This is a genomic window from Nitratireductor sp. PBL-C9, from assembly GCF_050877045.1.
Classification (GTDB): domain Bacteria; phylum Pseudomonadota; class Alphaproteobacteria; order Rhizobiales; family Rhizobiaceae; genus Nitratireductor; species Nitratireductor aquimarinus.
Genome location: NZ_JBPAXW010000002.1, coordinates 60,180 through 80,938, shown reverse-complemented (window position 1 = coordinate 80,938; position 20,759 = coordinate 60,180). Strand labels below are relative to the sequence as shown.

The following is a 20,759-nucleotide window of genomic DNA, read 5'->3' as shown; positions in this document are numbered from 1 at the left end:
CCCTGCCGGGACCTTCTCCCCGCTTGCGGGGAGAAGGAAGCCGTCATCCGGCCAGAGCGCTTCCGCTTTTCGTTGAGGCGCGAAAACGCGCCAGTTCATTCTTTTGCGTAAATCCGGGTGCCGACTTCGAGGCCCCCTTCTCCCCGCAAGCGGGGAGAAGGTGAGGATGAGGGGCGAGCGCCAGGTTCGGCGAACCACACAATACGGCGAGATTTTCGTGCGCCGCGTCAGCCCCTCATCCCCCTGCCGGAACCTTCTCCCCGCTTGCGGGGAGAAGGGGGCCGTCATCCGGCCAGAGAGCTTCGGCTTTTCGTTGAAGCGCGAGAACGCTCCGGTCATTCTTTTGCGCAATTCCGGGCATCGACTTCGAGGCCCCCTTCTCCCCGCAGGCGGGGAGAAGGTGAGGATGAGGGGCGAACGCCAGGTTCGGCGAACCACACAATATGGCGAGATTTTCATGCGCCGCATCAGCCCCTCATCCCCCTGCCGGGACCTTCTCCCCGCTTGCGGGGAGAAGGAAGCCGTCATCCGGCCAGAGCGCTTCCGCTTTTCGTTGAATCGCGAAAACGCGCCAATTCGTTCTTTTGCGTAAATCCGGGTGCCGACTTCGAGGCCCCCTTCTCCCCGCAAGCGGGGAGAATGTGAGGATGAGGGGCGAGCGCCAGGTTCGGCGAACCACACAATACGGCGAGATTTTCATGCGCCGCGTCAGCCCCTCATCCCCCTGCCGGGACCTTCTCCCCGCGCGCGGGGAGAAGGAAGCCGTCATCAGGCCAGAGTGCTTCGGCTTTTCCTGGAGTTGCTAATCCGCCGATACACCCGGCCGGCGGTAGTGGGTTGGCCGGCCATAAAGACGCTCGATCCGCTCGATGGCGTCTTGCAGCGGTTCGCGCGCGACGGTCATGGTGTTGCCATTGGCGTGCAGCATCATCTCGTGATCCAGCATGATCGCGACATGCCCTTTCCAGAACACGAGATCGCCGCGCCGAAGGCCATTCTCGCCGGGCTCGATCAGAACGCCGATGCTCTCGGCCTGCATGTCGGTATCGCGCAGCACCGTCTGCCCGGTCATGCGCATGGATGTCTGCACCAGCCCCGAACAATCGATGCCGAAGCCGCTCGTGCCGCCCCAGAGATAGGGCGTGTGCAGGAAGGTTTCCGCGACCGAGACGTAATCATCCTGATGATCGTCGATCGCCTGCAGATGGCCCGCGAACATCGCCCCGCCCGTGGAAAGGACCGCATAGCGCGTGCCGCGGTTCTCGACCATCCCGGCAACTTTCACTCCCGCGCCAAGGCTATGGGCGGCGACAGCCGGTTTTTTCAGTTCCGGCTCGGGATAGACGAAACTGCGCTGCGCGGTCACGCGGTGCGTGGGCGCTGCCGCATCCGTGGCAAGCGACGTGGCGTCCACATAGCCCACATAGCCGTCATGGTCGGCCTGCACCCAGGCCCAGCCTTCAAGCTGCTCGAAAACACGCACCGTGTCTCCGTAGAGGAACTGGGTGTCGATGCCGGCATCGGCGCGCGGCGCGCTGTGCACGTCGATGACAGGCGCGCTGACACGCGCAGGCGTGCCGGCGGTGAAACGCTCCGCTTCCACCGTGCCCTCAAGGCGGGCATCGGCAAGGTCCGCCCGGTGGGCGTGAAGACGGCGGTCGAGTGTCGTCATAGGGGTAGCTCCGCAGCTTTGGCCACCACCACATCTCCGAACCGCTCCACGAAAAGCGCGCCTTCGACGGTGCGCTTGATCAGGACATTGCGGCGGTCGCTTGGATCGCGGTGGCGTGAAACGAGTTTCAGTGCGCCCATCGTATCGAGGGCGCGGGTAATGACCGGTTTCGAGACATCCAGTTTTTCGGCCAGCCCCCGCACGGTGTGCGGCGGTGGGTCCAGATAGATCGTCAGCAGGATCGCAAGCTGGCGCTCGGTGAGGTCGGGCTCCTTGCCCTGCACCTCGGTGAGGCTGACCTGCTGCCACAGACGCAGCGCCTGGCTTGGCCTCAGCTGAACGGACATATCAGGACCTGCCTTCATGACGGCTTCCGGGCCGGCCACCGGGCCAGCGCGCTTTCGCGATGAAACAAAACCGTTTCGGTTCCGTTTCATTCATGCCGTGAAAGGCGCGCCGAGGCAAGCGCTCCATGCGCTCGCCCCGCTGAACCTGACCTACTTGCCGTAACGGTCTGCCAGAACGCGTTCGATGGCGCGAATGCCCTGCGCCTCGCCGCCGATGGCCGAATAGGGCTTGTCGGACGGGTTCCAACCGTAAATGTCGAAATGCGCCCAGCTCTTCGCCTTCTCCACGAAGCGCCCCAAAAACAGGCCGGCAATGGGCGAGCCCGCAAAACCGTCGAGCGAGACATTGTTCATGTCTGCGATTTTGGAATCGAGACGCGGCAGGTAGGGCTTCCACAGCGGCATGCGCCAGAGCGGATCAGACACCGCTTCGGAGGCTTCGGCCAGCGCACCGGCCAGCGCCTCGTCATCGGTGTAGAACGGCGGCACATCCGGCCCGAGCGCCACGCGCGCGGCGCCCGTCAGCGTTGCCATGTCGATCAGGAGTTCCGGCTCTTCCTCATCGGCCAGCGTCAGCGCATCGGCCAGCACCAGCCGGCCCTCGGCATCGGTGTTGCCGACTTCGATGGTGAGGCCCTTGCGGCTGGTCAGTACATCACCCGGGCGAAAGGCATTGCCCGCCACGGCGTTTTCCACCGCCGGGATGAGCACGCGCAGCCGGATGTCGAGTTTCGACCCCATGATCATCGAGGCGAGCCCCAGAACATTGGCCGCGCCGCCCATGTCCTTCTTCATGAGCAGCATGCCGGCGGCGGGCTTGAGGTCGAGACCACCCGTATCAAAGCACACGCCCTTCCCGACCAGCGTGACCTTCGGCGCATCGTCCCGCCCCCAGCGCATGTCGAGCAAGCGCGGCGCGGCTTCGGCAGCGCGGCCAACCGCATGGATCATCGGCAGGTTTTCCTTGAGGAGATCGTCGCCGGCGATGACGGTCATCGCCGCACCGTGCTGGTCGGCCAGCGTGCGCATTGCCGCTTCCAGCGCGTCTGGGTCCATGTCGCCTGCCGGCGTGTTGATCAGATCGCGCGCGAGGAAGCTGCCGTCGGCAAGACGCTGGACGCGCTCGGCGTCCACGCCTTCCGGCAGCGCGAAACGAAGCGCGTTGCGCGGCTTCTTGCCATAGCGCGTGAAGGTGTAGGAGCCGAGCATCAGGCCAAGTGCCGCGAGCTCGGGCTCGGCCGGCTTGCCCGCGAAATGCCAGTCGCCTTCCGGCAGGTGACGCGCCAGCGCACCGGCAGCAAGCGGGTTTGCGGCGTCAAGCTTGCCAAGGCCGAAGAACGCGCCGGCCAGCGCGCCATTCTCACCCGGGATCGACAAAACCTTGCCCGCAGCGCCCGTGAAACCGTTCGATCTGGCCCAGGCGATTGCCGCTTCGGGCGCGCCGGACCTGTCGAGGCCCTCCGTCTCAACCGCATAGACCGGCAGCGATGTAGCCTCTTTCGAACTCAGGAGCGTGACGGGCATTTCTTGTCTCCACGTTTACGTTTCACGAAGCGTTTTAACGCTCCGTTAGGGTTAACAGAATATTGCTCTCTGATGAGAGTTGGCCGGAGGGCGGCCGAAGCCAATCGGAGGGCGCGCGCAGATGTTTACCGAACAGCGCACGAATGCAACCGCAAACAGGATAACCATGACGGCCCTGGCGCTCGTTATGGCAACGGCGATGGCCGGCTGCGCCAGCAAGGACCGGATGACCACCGGGTCTGTCAGCCGAAGCACGCCAGGTGCTGCGACCAATGTGGCCAGCATGACCGAACCGCAGTTGCGCAGCGCCGCAGACTCGCTGGGCCGCGCCTACACCAAGAACACCAAGGACAAAGCGACCGCCCTGCGCTACGCATCGGTTTTGCAAATGACCGGCCGCGCCGATCAGTCGCTTGCCGTGATGCGCAAGCTCGCCATCGACCATCCGCAGGATCGCCAGGTGCTGGCAGCCTATGGCAAGGCGCTGGCTGCCGCCGGCGAATTACAGCCGGCGCTCGACGCCGTACGCCGCGCCCAGACGCCGGAATATCCGGACTGGCGTCTCCAGTCTGCCGAGGGTGCGATTCTCGACCAGCTCGGCCAGAAGGACGCCGCACGCGCCCTCTACACCCGGGCGCTTAACCTGCAGCCGAATGAGCCGTCCATCCTTTCCAATATGGGCATGTCCTATCTCTTGGAAGGCAATCTCAAATCCGCCGAGCACTACATGCGTCAGGCGGCGCAGAGCCCCGGCGCAGACAGCCGCGTGCGCCAGAATCTGGCGCTGGTGGTCGGCCTTCAGGGCCGGTTCGGCGAGGCCGAGCAGCTTGCCCGGCAGGAGCTTTCGCCCGATCAGGCAGAAGCCAATGTGGCCTATCTGCGCGCCATGCTTTCGCAGCAGAATGCCTGGAGCCAGCTTTCCGACAAGAAGAAAAAGCGCAACTGACCCAGCCGCGCACCGCACACGAAAAAAGGCCGCTTGATGCGGCCTTTATTTTTGAGCGCTTTGAAGGCAGGCGCCCTAGAACAGCCCCTGCTGTTTGATCTGGATGCCTGCCGGTCCGAGAATGACGGCGAACAGCACGGGGATGAAGAAGAGGATCATCGGCACGGTGAGCTTCGGCGGCAGCGCAGCCGCTTTCTTCTCCGCCTCGTTCATGCGCATTTCGCGGCTTTCGTCCGCCAGAACCCGGAGCGCATGGCTGACGGGCGTGCCGTAGCGCTCGGCCTGGATCAGGGCCTGTGTGACGCTCTTGACGGTTTCGAGCCCGGTGCGCGCGGCGAAATTCTCATAGGCCTGCCGGCGCTCCTGCAGGAACGACAGTTCGGCAGTGGTGAGCACCAGCTCCTCGGCCAGCGCGACCGACTGCGCGCCGATCTCGTCCGAGACCCTGCGGAACGCAGCCTCGGTGGACATGCCCGACTCAACGCAGATCAGCATCAGGTCCAGCGCGTCGGGCCATGCGAGCTGGATCGACTTTTTGCGCTTGGTCGCCAGATTGCTGACATAGAGCACGGGCGCATAGAAGCCGGCATAGGCGGCGATGAGGCAGACGAACAGTTTCACGAAGAAGGGCTGTTCCGGAAGCGCTCCCATGCCGAAAACGTAGATGCCTGCCAGCGCCAGCGTAGCGAAAGGCAGCGTAGCACGGAAAAACAGAAACTTGGTAAGCGGGTTCTGTCCGCGGAAACCGGCCGTGCGAAGCTTGGCCATGGTGGTCTCGTCGGCAAGCGCGCGGCGCAGATCGAGCTTGTCGACGATGGCCCGCATGCCCACGGACTGCTTTTCGCGCAGGCCCCGGCGGCGCTGGTCTGCTTCAGCCGCGAGACGGGCGCGCTGGCGGGCGCGCAGTTCCTCGCGCTCCAGCGCCACATTCTTCATGCGCGATTTGAGCGGGTCCCCGCCAAAGGCAGGCAAAAGGGTGAACACGGTCGCAAAAACCGCGACCGCGACCAGTATCGCGATCAGGAAGCTTGGATCGATGATACTTCCAATGGCGTCTGCGGGCATTGCCTAAACCTCGAAGTTGATCATGTTCCGCATCACGATAATGCCGATTGTCATCCAGAGCCCCGAGAAGCCGAGGATCAGGTGGCCGGTGCTCGTCGTGAAGAGCGGGGTGATGTAGGTCGGGCTTGTGAGATAGACCAGGAACGCAACGACAAACGGCAGGGCGCCGATGATCACTGCGGATGCCTTGGCTTCCATGGAAAGCGCCTGCACCTTTGCTTTCATCTTCTTTCGATTGCGCAACACCCGCGAAAGGTTGGCCAGCGCTTCGGAAAGATTGCCGCCCGCCTGAGCCTGAATCTGGATCACGATGCCGAAGAAATTCGCTTCAGGGCAGGGCATGGTCTCCCCCATGCGCAGGCAGGCTTCCGGCGTCGAGATGCCCATCTGCTGGGCCTCAACAATGCGCCGGAACTCCGTGCGGACCGGCTCCTGCGATTCACTGGCGATCAGGCGGATGCCGTCATTGATGGGCAGACCGGATTTGACCGCACGCACGATCACATCGAGCGCGTTCGGGAACTCGTTGAGGAAGGCTTTCACGCGGCTGCGCCGCTTGAAGGCGACGAACCAGCGCGGAAACCCGAGCACGCCCACGATCAGTATGCCGGGCAGGACCAGAAGCGGCACGCCGAGGATGAAGGCAATGAGCGTGAGAACCACGCCACTGACGCCCGAAACGACATGAAAGCGCTCCGGCGTGATCTCCATGCCGGCCTGTTTCAGCTGCATTTTCAGCGGCGGCTTGCGAACCTTGCTGTCGCGCTTCTTTTGCCGGTCGTCGAGTTCCTTGAGCGAATCCTGAATGGATTTGCGCCGCTTCGCCACTTCGGCGACGCGATCCCGCGATGCCTTGATCGCGGACTGGTCGGTCTGCGCCTTCTTGACCGTTTCAAGCCGGCGGTCGACCTTCTTTTCGCTGGCGATGTTGTTGAACATCAGCGCATAGGCCACCGCCCCGGCGCTGCAACCGGCCAGCAGAATGAAGGCGATCATGGTTATGTCCAGGCCGAACATCGCCTACCCCCTGTCGCCTGAGAAATCGGAAGCTGCGGTCATGTCAGCCAGTCTTCCTTTCCATGCCCTCCAGCGCCGTCGCGAGACGCTGCTCCTCACCGTAATAGCGGGCGCGATCCCAGAAGTGCGGGCGGGCGATGCCGGTCGAGACATGATCGCCGATGATCTTGCCGTTCGCGTCCTCGCCCTTCATGTCGTAGAGCATCAGATCCTGCGTGATGATCACATCGCCTTCCATGCCAATCACCTCGGTGATGTGCGTGATGCGGCGCGAACCATCGCGCAGGCGGCTCGCCTGAATGATCACGTCCACCGAACCGACGACGATCTCGCGCACGGTGCGCTGCGGCAGCGTGAATCCGCCCATGGCCACCATGGATTCGATACGGTTCAGGCATTCACGTGGGTTGTTGGCGTGGATGGTTCCCATGGAACCGTCGTGACCGGTGTTCATGGCCTGCAAAAGGTCGAAAACCTCGGAGCCACGGACCTCGCCGACGATGATGCGTTCGGGACGCATGCGCAGACAGTTGCGCACCAGGTCACGCATCGTCACCTCGCCCTCGCCTTCCAGATTGGGCGGGCGGGTTTCAAGCCGGACCACATGCGGCTGCTGAAGCTGAAGCTCGGCGGAGTCCTCACAGGTGATGATGCGCTCATCGGCGTCGATGAAATTCGTCAGGCAGTTGAGCAGCGTCGTCTTGCCCGAACCCGTGCCGCCTGAGATCAGGATGTTGCAGCGGACGCGGCCAATGATCTTGAGGAGTTCGGCGCCTTCCGGCGAAATCGCGCCGAAACGGACCAGCTGATCGAGCGTCAGCTTGTCCTTCTTGAACTTGCGGATGGTGAGCGATGCGCCATCAATGGCCAGCGGCGGCGCGATGACGTTGACACGCGAACCGTCCGGCAGACGCGCGTCACAGATCGGGCTCGACTCATCCACACGGCGGCCGACCTGGCTCACAATGCGCTGACAGATGTTGAGAAGCTGCTGGTTGTCGCGGAAGCGCACGCCGGTCTGCTCGACCTTGCCGTTCACTTCGATGTACACGCTCTCCGCGCCATTCACCATGATGTCGGCGATGTCGTCGCGGGCGAGAAGCGGTTCCAGCGGGCCGTAACCGAGTACATCGTTACAGATATCCTCAAGCAGTTCTTCCTGCTCGGAAATCGACATCGCGAAATTCTTGATCGCAATGATGTCGTTGACGATGTCGCGGATTTCCTCACGCGCACTGTCCGGATCGAGATTGGCGAGCTGCGAGAGGTCAATGGTCTCGATCAGCGCCGAGAAAACCTGGCTCTTCGTGTCGTAATAGGCTTCGCTGCGCGTGCGTGTCGACGAGGCCGGCTTTGCCGATGAAGGTTTCTCGGTCCGGGCAGGCTCCTGACGCGGCCTGGCCGTGGCGGCGGATGGCGGAAGATCGGGTTTGGAGGCCCGTGGTGCTTCCGGGCGCTCCGGCGTCATGACAGCCGCATCACCCGAAACGGGTTTCGGGATCTCAATATGCGGCGTTGCAGAATGCGGGACGCCGGCCCCTCTCTTTCCGAACATCTGACGCTACCAATCCGTATCAGCTTTTGCGTTTCAGCCGTTCCAGAATGCTGGACAGGCCGCTCTTTTTCTGCGGCTTCACCTCGCGACGGCCGGTCAGCACATGGGCCAGCTCGTTGATCGTTTCCACGATCGGGCTCTTGGCATCCATCTCGCCGAGCATGCGCCCGTTATTGGCCGCATTGCCGAACAGCTGCGGCTCGAACATGATCGTCGCCGCCGGCGTCACGCCGAGCGGTTCGGCGAAATCTTCCAGCGAGATTTCCGGACGTTTGGGGATGCCCGCCTGATTGAGCAGCAGCACCGGCGGCTTGTCGTTCGGGCGCAACTGCTTCAGCGTATCGATCAGGTTTTTCGTGTTGCGCAGATTGGCCAGATCCGGCGTCGCCGTGATGACCACCTCATCGGCCTGCGCAAGCGTCGTTCTCGTCCAGCCATTCCAGACATGGGGCACATCCAGGATCAGAACCGGCGCGGTGCGCTGCGTGGTGTCGATGATCTGGGCAAATGCCTCCGGGTCGAAATCATAGACCCGGTCGAGTGTCGACGGCGCTGCCAGAAGCGAAAGACGCTCGGCGCACTGCGACAGAAGACGGTCGAGATAGACCTCATCGATCCGTTCCGGCGAGAACACGGCTTCGGCGATGCCCTGCGGCGGGTCCTGATCGAAATTGATGTTGGCCGTGCCGAAAGGCAGATCCAGGTCGGCCACCACAACCTCGTTCTCGAACAGGTTGGAAATGGCCCAGGCCACATTGTGCGCGATGGTGGACGAGCCGACGCCGCCCTTGGCTCCGACAAACGCAATGGAATGGCCGAGAGGCTCGGCCGTCGGATCGACAAAGATGTTGGCGATGACGCTCACAATGTCGGCCATCGAGATCGGCGCGACCACATATTCCGAGATGCCGGCGCGCATCAGCTCACGATAGAGCCACACATCATTGTAGTGCCCGACAATGATGACCTTGGTGCTCGGGTCGCAGACTTCGGCAAGCTGCTCCAGCGAGGCGAGCATTTCGCGCGGCTCGGCGGATGATTCCACGATCACCAGGTTCGGCGTTGCCGCCGTCTGGTAGAACTCCACCGCAGTGGCAACGCCCCCCATGTGGACCTTGAGGTGCGTTTTCGCCATGCGGCGATCCTCACCGGCCCGTTCGATCGGATTGGACACGCTCTCGGTGTCGCAAAACGCCTGGATCGAGATCCTGGGGATCGGGCGAAGGGACTGCAGATTGGGATCGGGCGCATTCGCAGTGAATGCCTCGTGATCCGTTTCATAGGCCAGATTGCTCATTTTATGCCTCTTGCCCCCGCCTAGTACTGGACTTCTCGGTTGCCGCGGAATTCCTTGGAAACCTTGCCGGCTTCGTAACTGCTTTCCGAACCACGATACTTGTCGATCACTCCCATCCGGTTTTCCGCATCGATGGGCGTCTGCTGACGCGGACCGAGGAAATCGTTGGGATTAGCCACCTGCGCGGCGAGATTGTTCTGATAGGAACAGCCGAAATTCGCGTAATGCTTGTTATCCGTGGTGTCGAGAATGTCTTCTGGCCACCGGCCACACTGGTTGGTGGAAGCCCTGATCGCGGGATAGGACACGCGGATCGGCGGCGCAGTATCTGCCGATGGCGCCCGGTAGGAAACGACCGCAATGTTCTCGGGCGGCACGCCATGCTTCTGCAGCTGCCGCGTAATCTGGGAAGCGATGTTGGACGCCCCGCGCTCATTGACGGAGCCGGTCGGAACCAGCACCGTGACCGTGCCGCCGGACCGCCGGTCATAACCGCTCATGAAGCCGGCGAGCGTGCCGGCCTGGCCACGCGTCATGCTTTTGGCCGAGACAGCGACCGGCAAATCGATCTTCTGATCCTTCTCGGAGATCACGATCGGGTGGTTGGTGCGGTAGTCATCCGGAATGGAGCCCACAATCACCGAGTCCCGCTTCGCGGCACAGCCAGCCAGCAGGGCGGCAGCGCCGATGAGGAGGACAGCACCGGTCGTTTTAAGCCGTGCGGTATTTCCAGTCTCATGTTTCATCATGACCACCCCCGACATGACCTTCTCCCCGCTCACTTGTAGATGTAGCCGACAACGCCGTGATAGCGGCCATTGGGCAGATCGGTTTTCATGGTTCCGTAGACGCGGTTGACCCGCCCCAGGAACATGCCCGCGCCATCGCTGGCCGGCGTGAAATTGTCATCCGGCTTGGCAAGCGCGGTGCGCGCCGTGGGCTTCGACAGATAAGGCGTGACGATGATCACCAGTTCGGTCTCGTTGCGCACGAAGTCGCGGCTCCGGAACAGTGCGCCAAGCACCGGCACTTTTGAGAGGCCTGGCACACCGGTGAACGCCTGACGCACATCGTCCTGCACCAGGCCGGCAATCATCATCGAACCGCCCGACGGTAACTCGACAGTGGTGTCGGCCAGTCGCTTGCGGATGGAAATGATGTTCGTTCCCTTCGACCGGACGCCCTGGGACATGGCAACCGAGCCCTGCGTGGTGGGTTCGGAAACCTGTGTCCTTATCTTCAGGCTGATCCGGCCGGCAGAGAGAACCGTCGGCAGGAACTCAAGGCCGATACCGTATTCGACTTTCTGAATGTCGTACTTCGTCTGGCCCGTCTTGTTCTCGTCGGAAACGGCAGAGTCCACACCTGTGACAAGGTTGAACTCACCGCCGACGCGGAACGTCGCCTTCTCGCCGGACACGGCGGTCAGCGCTGGTTCAGCCAGAGTCTTCATGACACCTGCCTGTTCCATCGCATTGACATAAGCGTCAATCAGCGAGCCGCCGACAGAGAAGCCACTGTGCGACAGCGACTTGCCCAGACCGGCGAAATTGTCACTGATCGCTCCCCAGGTGATGCCGTCGACGTTGCCCGAGCCAATCATGTTCACGCCGAGCTGCTTCATGACGGAGCGGCTGACCTCGGCAACTGTCACCTTGAGCGTGACCTGGTCCTCGCCGATGATCTGCAGCATGTTGACGATGCGGCTTTGCTGACGCTGTTTGTCCGGGTTGTTGATGGCGACACCGCCACCATCGGTCGGCGCGGCGGCGCTCTGTGAATACTGACCTGTTGTCGCTTCACCGCCGGTCACGAAGATCTGCGCCAGCTGTGCGGCGCGCGATGCATCGAGTGGCGTCTCGACCGTTCCGGTCAGCACCACATTGTCGTTGATGAGTTCGACATCGATGTCGGAGTTCGGGATGAAGCGTTTCAGATAGTCTTCCAGACCCGCGACATCGCGCTCGACCGCAACGTCGAGGCTGGCGATCTGCTCGCCATTCGCTCCGAAGACGAAGATGTTCGTTTCGCCCACCTGTTTGCCGAACAGATAGATCCGGCGCGCGGTACGCGTGACGGCGTCTGCAACGGCTGGATTGGCGACGAGAATGTCATAGGCGTCGCTTGGCAGGTCCAGCACCAGCGACTTGTTGAGACCGAGCTGTATGCGCTGTGTGGCGCTGCTGGCCCTCGCCTTGACCGTGTTCTGAGCCGCATATGCCTCGCTCGCGGGCATGGCGATCTGCAGGGACAACGCTGCTGCGCAGCCCAGAAGAACACGTGCGGTCAGTCGTGATTTTGTGCCCATAATCCGCCCCGTTTTTTTAACGCCCGTATTTTTCACGGAAGTTCCCCTGCTGGCGCGCCTGATCATTTACGGGTCCCCACTTCGGTCACTTCACCCGACTTGATAAGGCGGACACTGTTGCCACGGCCCCGACCGGACACGAGGTAAGCGCCGCTGGCGTCCGCCTCTTCGCCGGTGTCGGTAATTGCTCTCAGCGAAAGCGTAAGGCGGTCGGCCATCTGCTGCGCCACGGTGATGATTTCGGCCTGCTCCGGCGTGAGCTCCAGCGTGGCGGTCTCACCGACCTTCACGCGGCGGCCTTCCTCATCTTCCTGAATGGTCTGGTCGATGGCGAGGATCTTGATGTTCTTGAGGATGGTCTCGGTGATGAAGCCATTGGCCGAATCTTTGTCCTCGGCCCTCCGGGTCATGATCACGTCAACGAAATCATTGGGCAGAATGAAACCACCGGCCGACGTGTCGGCTGCGATCTGCGTGGCGACGGCGCGCTTTCCCGATGGCAGAATCGCCGACATGAAGCTCATGCCTTCGCCGATCAGCTTGGAACGCCGCAGCGGCTCACCCGTATAGAGGTTTACGCGGGCGATGGAGTTGCGCAGTTCCTCCAGAGCCTCGGGGCTCTGGTCACGAACGATCATGTTTGCGTTGATGTTCTCTCTGGGCCAGGACTGCCAGTTCAGCCCGCTGCCCAGTTCCGAGCCCATGGGAACGTCCTGGCCGATGACCAGCACATCGACGAGATCGACCGTCGGTTCCGGCACGCTGGCCTGCACGGCCGGCTGCTGCGGTTGCGGCGCAGTCAGGTTTTTGGCCACATATCCGGCGCCGAGAGCAGCCAGTACGGCCACACCCAAAATGACGATCCGGGATTTGCTCATGACTTCCGCCCCTCGTGCTCGGACTTACCTTGCGTGAAGCGGACAATGGGCTTCCAATCGTCAAATTATGGTTAACGTGAAGCTTACAGACGTTATTAATTTAGTGTTGACCGGTCGTCGGATGCCGCTTCGCTCCCCAAAAAAATACCCCGGTGAAACACCAGGGTATCTGCATATCCGTCAAAGCTGTGGGGCGAAGGACTAACCGCCTGCCAGTCGGGCAACGGCCCATTGCATGATCGGTGTTTCCGGATAGGAGACCAGCCCCGCAATCCCGAGCGCGATGCCATAGGGAATGCCTGCCTTGCCATTGGCCAGATGCTGCAGGAGCGCATTGCCTCCGGCAAAATGGGCCAAGGGGGAATTCCTGAAATAGACAAGCGCCAGCGTCAGGACGCCGCCGAAGATCGCCGCGAAGACAAGATACTGGACGAGCGCCACACTCAGCCCAAACCATATGGCGGTGGCCGCCATCAGCTTCGCATCCCCGCCCCCCATGCCGCCAACCGCGAACAGAACGAATGTGACGCTCAGCACCAGCGCACCAGCGGCCATGTGAAGACCGATCTGCGACCAGTCCATGCCGGTGAAAGGCGCGATGACGGCAAAGGCCGCCAGAAGGATCAGCGAAACACGATTGGCGATGGTCATGGAGAGAATGTCCGAGACCGCCGCAAACACCATGCAGAATGGAAATATGACGAAAATTGCCGCTTCAAGCATATGACCTTGCCCCGATTTTTGAGCATTCTGCGCGAGCGGCCTTAAGACTTGGTGAAATGCGCGAGAGCACCCTGCGATACCGCTCCAGAAACAAAAAAACCGCCTCCCTTGCGAGAGGCGGTTTCGTTTGGGAGACTATCCCCCGAAAGCGTGGCTTAGTTGGCCACTGCAGCGTCGAGTTCACCGCCGATGTCGGTAAAGAGGCCCGAGATGCTCGTGCCAAGGCTACCAGCAGCCGTGATGATGCCCACAGCGATCAGAGCGGCAAGCAGACCGTATTCGATTGCGGTTGCGCCGGACTCGTCCTTCAGGAAACGTGCAAACAGATTAGCCATTTTGTAAAACTCCTCTTCCGCGTTTTTGTTCAGCAAGACCGTCAACGTTTTTTCGTGTGTTGATCGGATGTGCAGAACATACGAAGGAGCTCTTTCAACCAGCTTAAGAAACAGCCTTACCAAAACCTTGCTGCCCCAAAGCGCCCTCAATGGTTAACAGTTGCATAATCACACATACGCAACCCAGGGCCGTTTTGTGACATTATATATACACCCGCACGGGACGGCCTTCTGCGACCGGTTCTGCAACCACGGGGCGGCGCACTTAACCCTTGGTTCACCAATATGGTTCATGGTCTCTTCAGCTTGACTTGGGGAGCAGGGCGATGCGCCACGCATTTTCGAAATCCGGAATGGCCTTGAAATCGGTCGCACTGCTTGCGGGGCTGGTCGCGATGCCAGCCACAACCCTCGCAGACACATCCTCCATCGAAGTGGTGATGAACCAGGCGAAGATCGTGAAGCTGGCCCGCCCTGCCGACACGATCGTCATCGGCAACCCGGAAATTGCGGACGCCGCCGTGCAGGACGCCACCACGATCGTTCTCACCGGCAAGGGCTTCGGCGTGACCAACCTCGTCGTGCTCGACATTGACGGGCAACCCGTCGTTGACGAGCAGGTGGTGGTCAGCCGGCAGACCGTGGATTCGGTTCGCATCTATCGCCGCGCCAATGTGCAGACGCTGTCCTGCACGCCCTATTGCGAGAGCGCCTACAAGACCGAGGCCGAACGCCTTTCCGAAGCCGAGCTGAACTCCAGCCAGTAGCACCTCCCCGCTTTTCGAAAAGCGGCAAGTGCATGGTTTACAAAACCTGAAACCTTGCGCTTCAATTCGACTGGTCGTCAAAACCGGAATGCAACCTGAACGCGCTAATGTTCGTCCCGTTGGGTTTTCACCTCAGGGGCCGGAAATGGGCGAGCGGAAAAAGCAGAACGGTATCGGAGCGCGTCTGGGACGCCGCGTCTTACGGCGCTTCATCAAAAACGACGAAGGCGCGACGGCCATCGAGTTCGCCTTTCTCGGCATACCCTTCTTCTTTCTGATCTTCGTGATCCTGGAATCCAGCATCGCCTTTGCAGCGCAGCAATTGCTGACCAACGCAACTGATGACGTGGCGCGGCTTTTCCGGACAGGACAGGAGCAGCGGGTAACGCTCGACGAGACCAAGCTCCGCCAGTTGATCTGCGATCGCATCTCCATCCTCATGTCGAACACCTGTCCCGGCCTTGAAGTCGATCTTCGCCAGTTCGACACATTCGAGGACGCCGCCAAGGCGGCGCTCGCCCTCAATGCTGACGGCTCGATCAACACAGAGGTCGATCTGGGGCCGGCACTGTCCAAAAACATGCTGCGCGTCTTCTACCACTGGCCCGTGGTGACCAACATTCTGGCCGAGCGGCTGCCAGACGGGAAGATGCTGCTCTACTCGACCAGCACCTGGCAGAACGAGCCATTCTGATGCAGTCGAAACTCTGGCAGAGGCGCGGGGAAACCGAGATGAAACACCACCAGAAGACGGACGGCGGCAGGATGGGGCTCATGATTGCAATACGCGACTTCCTGCGCGACAGACGCGGCGTGGCGGCCATCGAATTCGCGATCGTCGCGCCGATCCTGTTCGCCATGTATTTCCTGACCCTGGAATTCGGTCAGGCGATCAACGCCAACAAGAAGATAAGCCGCGCCGCCAGCATGATCGGCGATCTGGCAGCCCAGCAGCCTTCGATCACGCCGAGTGAGGCCGATGCGATCATGAAGATCGGCGGCGCGATCCTAAAACCTTACAACCGCTCCGAGCCAAACATCACCCTGACCGCGATCGAGGTGACCGATGAAGACACACCGGAGGTGAGGGTCGTCTGGTCGCGTGAGCTGAAGAACGGCTCCACCGGGCCTGGCCTGCCCAAGGGCAGCATCACCACGATCCCCCAGGAACTCATGAAAAAGGGCGCGTTCTATATATGGGCGACCACATCGCTTGGTTATAAGCCGATCATCACCTGGTCGAGCAATGGTCAGAAGTCGCTCGGCATCACCGCGATGGCGGGTCTCGACAATCTGCAGATGAGCGAGCGCTATTATCTGCGCCCGCGCATGAGCAGCTCCATTCCCTGCTCGGACTGCTGAATACGCGCCTGCCCGTTTATGATCGCCAAAGGGCGATGTTCTGTCCGATTGCAAAGCCCCGGCCACCCTTCTATGTCTTGGTGAACGGGAGCAATGAGAACCGGGCATGGCGCGCGCATTCCTTTTCATTCATGAAAGCTCCGGCTCGACCGGCGTGAACTGCCTCCTGCGGGGCGGTTCAACGCTTTACGGCGCTTGCAGGATACCGCTCCCTCAGCCGCGTGCCCGGCATCAGAGCCCATACTTCTTCAGCGAGCATTCCACACATGCCTGAATTGCCAGAGGTCGAAACGGTCCGCCGTGGGCTGCAGCCGGTCATGGAGGGGGCGCATATCGATTCCGTCGAGCTGCGCCGTCCGAACCTGCGTTTTCCGTTTCCGCCGGATTTCAACAAGCGTCTCGCCGGTCAGGAGATCATCGCTCTTGGCCGCCGCGCAAAGTACCTGCTCATCCACCTGGAAACCTCCGACGTGGTGCTTTGCCATCTCGGCATGTCCGGCTCGTTCCGCGTCGATCAGGATGAGGAAGAGGAACACCCCGCCCCCGGCAAGTTTCATCATGAACGCTCGAAGGCCGAGAAACACGATCATGCCGTTTTCCACCTGAAAGGCGTCGACGGGCGCAATATTCGCGTCGTCTACAACGACCCGCGCCGTTTCGGCTTCATGCTCTTACATGACGATGGACGGCTCGACAGTCACCCGCTTCTGGCCGGGCTCGGGATCGAACCGACGGGCAATGCGCTGGACGGTGCGGAACTGGCGGAACGCCTGCGCGGGAAGAGAACCTCCCTGAAAGCGGCATTGCTCGACCAACGCATCATCGCCGGGCTGGGCAACATCTATGTGTGCGAGGCTCTGTGGCGCGCCCGGCTCTCGCCAAGGCGCACAGCCGCGTCCATCGTTTCGAAGCGGGGAACGTCTGAGCGGTGCGAGCGGCTCGCCACAGCCATTCGTGCGGTCATTGCCGAGGCGATAGCAGCCGGCGGCTCATCATTGCGCGACTATGTGAAGGCGGATGGCTCGCTTGGATATTTCCAACACGCCTTCAAGGTCTATGACCGGGAGGGACAACCCTGCCAGCGCGAAGAATGCGGCGGCACGGTCCGGCGGATCGTTCAGGCCGGGCGCTCCACATTCTTCTGCCCGTCCTGCCAGCGCTAGCTCTTTTCACGAACACGGAGAGGAAAACAGACCATGGCCTATGAAACGATCCTGGTGGAAACGCGGGAGCGCGTGGGATTGATCACGCTGAACCGCCCCAAAGCGCTCAACGCCCTGAACTCGAAGGTGCTCGAGGAAGTCGTCGCAGCGGCTAAAGCCTTTGACGAGAACCCGCGCGTTGGCGCCATCGTGCTCACCGGTTCGGAGAAGGCCTTTGCCGCCGGCGCCGACATCAAGGAAATGGCCTCGAAGAACTATGTCGACGCCTATCTGGAAGACCTCTTTGCTGGCTGGGAAGGGCTGACGCGCGTGCGCAAGCCGGTCATTGCGGCGGTTTCGGGCTATGCGCTCGGCGGCGGTTGCGAGCTGGCCATGATGTGCGATTTCATCATCGCGGCGGACAACGCAAAGTTCGGCCAGCCCGAGATCACGCTCGGCGTCATGCCCGGCATGGGCGGCTCTCAGCGCCTCACCCGCTTTGTCGGCAAATCCAAGGCGATGGATATGTGCCTGACCGGCCGCATGATGGACGCCGCCGAGGCGGAGCGCTCCGGCCTCGTGTCGCGCGTGGTTCCGCCGGGCGAGTTGATCGAGGAGGCGCTCAAGGCCGCCGACAAGATCGCCGATTTCTCGCTTCCGGCCGTGATGATGACCAAGGAAGCCGTCAACCGCGCCTATGAGACGACGCTTGCCGAAGGCCTGCGGTTCGAACGGCGCGTGTTCCACGCCATGTTTGCCCTGGACGACCAGAAGGAAGGCATGTCGGCGTTCACCGAAAAGCGCTCCGCGAACTTCAAGAATCGCTGAGAAGTGCGGCCATCAGGTTCCGCGGCAATGCTGCGGAACCGCACCTGAGGCGGTCGGTTGGCCGCAGACATGCAGTCCGGGGCGGTTTGAAGGGCAATAGGCGTTGACGTTGCCCGAAAGCTCTACTATAAGCCGCCACGACTGTGGTGGCCCTGCGGCTGCCCTTTTTGTTTTGCGTCCGCGAGAGACTTCGCGGCAAAATCTGTAGAGACGAGAGAGGAAACATGGCCAACACGACTTCGGCCAAGAAGGCGGTTCGCAAGATTGCTCGCCGTACTGCGGTTAACAAGAACCGTCGCTCGCGCGTGCGCAGCTTCGTTCGCAAGGTCGAAGAAGCGCTGGCCGCTGGCGACAAGGCTGCAGCGGAAACCGCCTTCAAGGCAGCACAGCCCGAGCTGATGCGCGCTGCCGGCAAGGGCGTCCTTCACCGCAACACGGCATCGCGGAAAGTGTCCCGCCTTGCCGCGCGCGTGAAATCGCTTAGCGCCTGATATATCGCTTAGATATTCCTGAGAAACCCGGCCATGTGCCGGGTTTTTCTTTGCCCATCAAAAGGTTGGCTCTCAGCACGTCACCGACGTTTGAGACCGGCCTTTTTCTTTTCTTGAAGGAAGACGGCCGGGAATCGTGCAAAGCCGTCACATACCGAACGCCATCCAACGGTCGCCATTCAATATTCCCCTTTTATTTCAGTGTTTTACAAACCTTTATCCACAGGTTATCCATGTCATCCCCGACGCCGGAGAGACCCTGAAATGTCAAGTTATTTTTTGAGATTTTTTTCCGCCCCGACTCGGTCACGCGGCAAATGAAAAAGGCTCTTGAATCCAAACAGCTTATCGCCACACCCCTTGGGCGATGCCGATTTCAGCGCGGGAAACAAGAGCAGATTCGACAAAAAAGCGGCAGTCTCGCCCTTGCCCTTTCCACAAGGATTTCGGTAATGTCAGGCCATCGAGAGGGCGGACAGAGCCCAACGAATTTAAGCCCAAATCGGCACCTACTGAAACGCGGAATCCCGATTCTGCGCAGGGGCTTCGTGCGCTCTCGAAACAGCCCTGCCCGCTTGTCTGTCGGGGACCGATCGAGGCGCATCCGCGCCACTTGCTCAAGCGAGCGCAAGGCTATGCTGCCGCCGGCGATTTTATCATCCGGTGGCTGCGCACATTAATTGGAACTGCAGTTTACGCCTGTAGAAAGCAAAAGGAGCGTTTGGGGCCGAAAGTCAGACGAGCAACACTGACTGGAACAAACACACCAATCAAAAAGATACGGAATGAGCAGGGGCAATTAACTCAGGTGGGCTCTTCCGTAAAAACACCACTCAAAGCGACAGGGACACAAGGAATGCAAAGCGGCGCTGAAAGGGAAGTTTCGGGGGGATTTTCTTTTCAAGAGCAGATGTCTCAGAAGGACACTGAGACCAAAGAAGCAGGCAACAGCGACAGCAAGGCAGGACCTTCCGACGCAGTATTCGAGCGCGTTAAAACGCAGCTCCGTGCACGTCTGGGCAGTGAGGTCTACTCCAGCTGGTTCGGTCGTATGAAGCTCATGGAAGCCTCCAAGGGCTCCGTGCGCATCTCGGTTCCGACCGCCTTCCTGCGCTCTTGGATCAACGGGCATTATCTGGACCTCATTACCGAGCTCTGGAAGAAAGAATCGCCAGACACGCTGAAGGTGGAGATCGTCGTACGCACGGCAACGCGCAATGTACGCACCTCCCAGGACAGCAAGCCGGCGGCAGCGCGCAAGGTTTCGACCCGGCCGCAGACCGCACTGGCCACGGGAACGCTTTCGGCGAACCCGGCCGCACGGTCCGCTCCCGCGCAGATGCCGGACCTTGAGGGACGCTCCAACATTCTGGGGTCTCCTCTCGATAGCCGGTACACGTTTGAATCCCTCATCGAGGGCACATCCAACCGCGTGGCATGCGCGGCGGCGCGCACTGTTGCGGAATCCGATTCCAATGCAGTTCGCTTCAACCCGCTGTTTCTCCACGCATCCGTCGGCCTCGGCAAGACGCACATGCTGCAGGCAATCGCTGCAGAATCGCTGCGCCGCAAGCCGCAGGCACGTGTCGTCTACCTGACGGCGGAATACTTCATGTGGCGCTTCGCAACCGCGATCCGCGACAACAATGCGCTGACCCTGAAGGAGCAGCTGCGCGACATCGATCTTCTCATCATCGATGACATGCAGTTCCTGCAGGGCAAGTCGATCCAGAACGAGTTCTGCCATCTCCTGAACATGCTGCTCGACAGCGCCCGTCAGGTGGTGGTGGCCGCAGACCGGCCGCCCTCAGAGCTGGAATCGCTTGAGCCGCGCGTGAAGTCGCGCCTCAATGGCGGCGTTTCGCTGGAGATCGGCGCACCGGATTTCGCCATGCGCCTTTCGATCCTGAAGCAGCGCCTTGAGAGCGCGCAGGCCGAGGACGCATCGCTGGATATCCCGGAGGAGATCCTGGTCCATGTCGCACGTTCCGTGACCGGCAGCGGTCGCGAACTGGAAGGCGCGTTCAACCAGCTTCTGTTCCGCCACTCCTTCGAGCCGCAGATCACCATTGACCGGATCGACGAGATCCTCGGCCATGTGTGCCGTGCAGGCGAGCCCAAACGTGTGCGCATCGAGGACATCCAGCGCATCGTCGCACGGCACTACAACGTGTCGAAGACGGAGCTTCTGTCCAACCGCCGCACGCGGACCATCGTGAAACCGCGCCAGGTGGCCATGTACCTCTCCAAGGTCATGACGCCGCGCTCGCTGCCCGAGATCGGCCGCCGCTTCGGCGGGCGTGACCACACGACGGTGCTGCATGCGGTGCGCAAGATCGAGGGTCTGACTGATGGCGACAGGCAGCTTGCACAGGAGATCGAACTCCTGAAGCGCCTGATCAGCGACCAGGCTTAACCGGACAGGCCGGCAGGTTTTCGAGCCTGCCGGCATTTTCCTTTTGGAGCGCCGCCGCCAGCCGGAAAGGCGCTCTTTTGTTCCCG

20 protein-coding genes are annotated in these 20,759 nt (G+C 61.3%); 8 read left to right on the top strand and 12 right to left on the bottom strand.

Annotated features, from left to right (window positions below; translation table 11 throughout):
* Window positions 1-802: 802 nt before the first annotated feature.
* The 3 genes from ACRTG1_RS04310 to ACRTG1_RS04300 form a co-directional block, all read right to left on the bottom strand.
* Window positions 803-1,672, bottom strand: a complete 870-nt coding sequence (locus ACRTG1_RS04310; protein ID WP_432515795.1) for an NlpC/P60 family protein — start codon at window positions 1,670-1,672, stop codon at window positions 803-805.
* Window positions 1,669-2,019: a MarR family winged helix-turn-helix transcriptional regulator gene (locus ACRTG1_RS04305; protein ID WP_206544778.1), complete on the bottom strand. Its 351-nt coding sequence runs from the start codon at window positions 2,017-2,019 to the stop codon at window positions 1,669-1,671. Before ACRTG1_RS04305 ends, ACRTG1_RS04310 begins: the two co-directional genes overlap by 4 nt.
* Window positions 2,020-2,169: 150 nt before the next feature.
* Complete coding sequence (locus ACRTG1_RS04300) at window positions 2,170-3,543, bottom strand: leucyl aminopeptidase family protein (RefSeq protein ID WP_432515794.1); 1,374 nt, start codon at window positions 3,541-3,543, stop codon at window positions 2,170-2,172.
* Between the two features lie 121 nt (window positions 3,544-3,664).
* On the opposite strand from ACRTG1_RS04300, the gene ACRTG1_RS04295 reads away from it, so the two are divergent.
* Complete coding sequence (locus ACRTG1_RS04295; protein ID WP_206994458.1) at window positions 3,665-4,489, top strand: tetratricopeptide repeat protein; 825 nt, start codon at window positions 3,665-3,667, stop codon at window positions 4,487-4,489.
* A gap of 75 nt (window positions 4,490-4,564) precedes the next feature.
* Here ACRTG1_RS04295 and ACRTG1_RS04290 read toward each other — a convergent pair whose 3' ends face one another.
* From ACRTG1_RS04290 to ACRTG1_RS04250, 9 genes are all read right to left on the bottom strand, one after another.
* Window positions 4,565-5,554 (bottom strand): type II secretion system F family protein, encoded by a 990-nt coding sequence (locus tag ACRTG1_RS04290; protein WP_206544381.1) that lies wholly within the window; start codon window positions 5,552-5,554, stop codon window positions 4,565-4,567.
* 3 nt (window positions 5,555-5,557) lie between these two features.
* On the bottom strand, window positions 5,558-6,571 hold the full coding sequence (locus ACRTG1_RS04285) for a type II secretion system F family protein (RefSeq protein ID WP_206544380.1): 1,014 nt from the start codon (window positions 6,569-6,571) through the stop codon (window positions 5,558-5,560).
* 43 nt (window positions 6,572-6,614) lie between these two features.
* Window positions 6,615-8,039: a CpaF family protein gene (locus ACRTG1_RS04280; RefSeq protein ID WP_222474219.1), complete on the bottom strand. Its 1,425-nt coding sequence runs from the start codon at window positions 8,037-8,039 to the stop codon at window positions 6,615-6,617.
* 106 nt (window positions 8,040-8,145) lie between these two features.
* Window positions 8,146-9,423: an AAA family ATPase gene (locus tag ACRTG1_RS04275; protein WP_432515793.1), complete on the bottom strand. Its 1,278-nt coding sequence runs from the start codon at window positions 9,421-9,423 to the stop codon at window positions 8,146-8,148.
* Window positions 9,424-9,443: 20 nt separating this feature from the next.
* On the bottom strand, window positions 9,444-10,187 hold the full coding sequence (locus ACRTG1_RS04270; protein WP_206544377.1) for a CpaD family pilus assembly protein: 744 nt from the start codon (window positions 10,185-10,187) through the stop codon (window positions 9,444-9,446).
* Window positions 10,188-10,201: 14 nt separating this feature from the next.
* The gene (locus tag ACRTG1_RS04265; RefSeq protein WP_432515792.1) at window positions 10,202-11,731 is read right to left on the bottom strand and encodes a type II and III secretion system protein family protein; all 1,530 of its coding nucleotides are present in this window, start codon (window positions 11,729-11,731) and stop codon (window positions 10,202-10,204) included.
* Between the two features lie 62 nt (window positions 11,732-11,793).
* A complete protein-coding gene (cpaB, locus tag ACRTG1_RS04260; protein WP_432515791.1) occupies window positions 11,794-12,609 on the bottom strand; it encodes a Flp pilus assembly protein CpaB in 816 nt (271 codons plus the stop codon).
* Window positions 12,610-12,810: 201 nt separating this feature from the next.
* Window positions 12,811-13,332 (bottom strand): A24 family peptidase, encoded by a 522-nt coding sequence (locus ACRTG1_RS04255; protein ID WP_432515790.1) that lies wholly within the window; start codon window positions 13,330-13,332, stop codon window positions 12,811-12,813.
* 155 nt (window positions 13,333-13,487) lie between these two features.
* Complete coding sequence (locus ACRTG1_RS04250) at window positions 13,488-13,667, bottom strand: Flp family type IVb pilin (protein WP_297561483.1); 180 nt, start codon at window positions 13,665-13,667, stop codon at window positions 13,488-13,490.
* A 353-nt stretch (window positions 13,668-14,020) separates the two neighbouring features.
* Here ACRTG1_RS04250 and ACRTG1_RS04245 point away from each other — a divergent pair, with 353 nt between their 5' ends.
* The 7 genes from ACRTG1_RS04245 to dnaA all read left to right on the top strand — a co-directional run bounded on the left by ACRTG1_RS04245 (window position 14,021) and on the right by dnaA (window position 20,673).
* A complete protein-coding gene (locus ACRTG1_RS04245) occupies window positions 14,021-14,434 on the top strand; it encodes a pilus assembly protein N-terminal domain-containing protein (RefSeq protein ID WP_222474203.1) in 414 nt (137 codons plus the stop codon).
* A gap of 145 nt (window positions 14,435-14,579) precedes the next feature.
* A complete protein-coding gene (locus tag ACRTG1_RS04240; protein WP_283800264.1) occupies window positions 14,580-15,128 on the top strand; it encodes a TadE/TadG family type IV pilus assembly protein in 549 nt (182 codons plus the stop codon).
* A gap of 38 nt (window positions 15,129-15,166) precedes the next feature.
* Window positions 15,167-15,796 carry a TadE/TadG family type IV pilus assembly protein gene (locus tag ACRTG1_RS04235; RefSeq protein WP_432515789.1) on the top strand — a complete coding sequence of 210 codons (630 nt, stop codon included), beginning with the start codon at window positions 15,167-15,169 and terminating at the stop codon, window positions 15,794-15,796.
* A 266-nt stretch (window positions 15,797-16,062) separates the two neighbouring features.
* Window positions 16,063-16,959: a bifunctional DNA-formamidopyrimidine glycosylase/DNA-(apurinic or apyrimidinic site) lyase gene (gene mutM, locus ACRTG1_RS04230; RefSeq protein WP_297565304.1), complete on the top strand. Its 897-nt coding sequence runs from the start codon at window positions 16,063-16,065 to the stop codon at window positions 16,957-16,959.
* Between the two features lie 33 nt (window positions 16,960-16,992).
* On the top strand, window positions 16,993-17,766 hold the full coding sequence (locus ACRTG1_RS04225; protein ID WP_113153840.1) for an enoyl-CoA hydratase: 774 nt from the start codon (window positions 16,993-16,995) through the stop codon (window positions 17,764-17,766).
* 224 nt (window positions 17,767-17,990) lie between these two features.
* Window positions 17,991-18,257 carry a 30S ribosomal protein S20 gene (gene rpsT / locus ACRTG1_RS04220; protein WP_113153839.1) on the top strand — a complete coding sequence of 89 codons (267 nt, stop codon included), beginning with the start codon at window positions 17,991-17,993 and terminating at the stop codon, window positions 18,255-18,257.
* A 1,015-nt stretch (window positions 18,258-19,272) separates the two neighbouring features.
* Complete coding sequence (gene dnaA / locus ACRTG1_RS04215; RefSeq protein WP_236042257.1) at window positions 19,273-20,673, top strand: chromosomal replication initiator protein DnaA; 1,401 nt, start codon at window positions 19,273-19,275, stop codon at window positions 20,671-20,673.
* Window positions 20,674-20,759: the final 86 nt, after the last annotated feature.

Coding starts and splice junctions, on each gene's coding strand:
- ACRTG1_RS04280 (WP_222474219.1), bottom strand. CDS start 8,039: ATGACGCCGGAGCGCCCGGAAGCACCACGGGCCTCCAAACCCGATCTT.
- ACRTG1_RS04240 (WP_283800264.1), top strand. CDS start 14,580: ATGGGCGAGCGGAAAAAGCAGAACGGTATCGGAGCGCGTCTGGGACGC.
- rpsT (WP_113153839.1), top strand. CDS start 17,991: ATGGCCAACACGACTTCGGCCAAGAAGGCGGTTCGCAAGATTGCTCGC.
- ACRTG1_RS04310 (WP_432515795.1), bottom strand. CDS start 1,672: ATGACGACACTCGACCGCCGTCTTCACGCCCACCGGGCGGACCTTGCC.
- ACRTG1_RS04305 (WP_206544778.1), bottom strand. CDS start 2,019: ATGTCCGTTCAGCTGAGGCCAAGCCAGGCGCTGCGTCTGTGGCAGCAG.
- ACRTG1_RS04265 (WP_432515792.1), bottom strand. CDS start 11,731: ATGGGCACAAAATCACGACTGACCGCACGTGTTCTTCTGGGCTGCGCA.
- ACRTG1_RS04235 (WP_432515789.1), top strand. CDS start 15,167: ATGAAACACCACCAGAAGACGGACGGCGGCAGGATGGGGCTCATGATT.
- ACRTG1_RS04250 (WP_297561483.1), bottom strand. CDS start 13,667: ATGGCTAATCTGTTTGCACGTTTCCTGAAGGACGAGTCCGGCGCAACC.
- ACRTG1_RS04285 (WP_206544380.1), bottom strand. CDS start 6,571: ATGTTCGGCCTGGACATAACCATGATCGCCTTCATTCTGCTGGCCGGT.
- ACRTG1_RS04245 (WP_222474203.1), top strand. CDS start 14,021: ATGGCCTTGAAATCGGTCGCACTGCTTGCGGGGCTGGTCGCGATGCCA.
- mutM (WP_297565304.1), top strand. CDS start 16,063: ATGCCTGAATTGCCAGAGGTCGAAACGGTCCGCCGTGGGCTGCAGCCG.
- ACRTG1_RS04290 (WP_206544381.1), bottom strand. CDS start 5,554: ATGCCCGCAGACGCCATTGGAAGTATCATCGATCCAAGCTTCCTGATC.
- cpaB (WP_432515791.1), bottom strand. CDS start 12,609: ATGAGCAAATCCCGGATCGTCATTTTGGGTGTGGCCGTACTGGCTGCT.
- ACRTG1_RS04225 (WP_113153840.1), top strand. CDS start 16,993: ATGGCCTATGAAACGATCCTGGTGGAAACGCGGGAGCGCGTGGGATTG.
- ACRTG1_RS04275 (WP_432515793.1), bottom strand. CDS start 9,423: ATGAGCAATCTGGCCTATGAAACGGATCACGAGGCATTCACTGCGAAT.
- ACRTG1_RS04295 (WP_206994458.1), top strand. CDS start 3,665: ATGTTTACCGAACAGCGCACGAATGCAACCGCAAACAGGATAACCATG.
- ACRTG1_RS04300 (WP_432515794.1), bottom strand. CDS start 3,543: ATGCCCGTCACGCTCCTGAGTTCGAAAGAGGCTACATCGCTGCCGGTC.
- ACRTG1_RS04270 (WP_206544377.1), bottom strand. CDS start 10,187: ATGTCGGGGGTGGTCATGATGAAACATGAGACTGGAAATACCGCACGG.
- ACRTG1_RS04255 (WP_432515790.1), bottom strand. CDS start 13,332: ATGCTTGAAGCGGCAATTTTCGTCATATTTCCATTCTGCATGGTGTTT.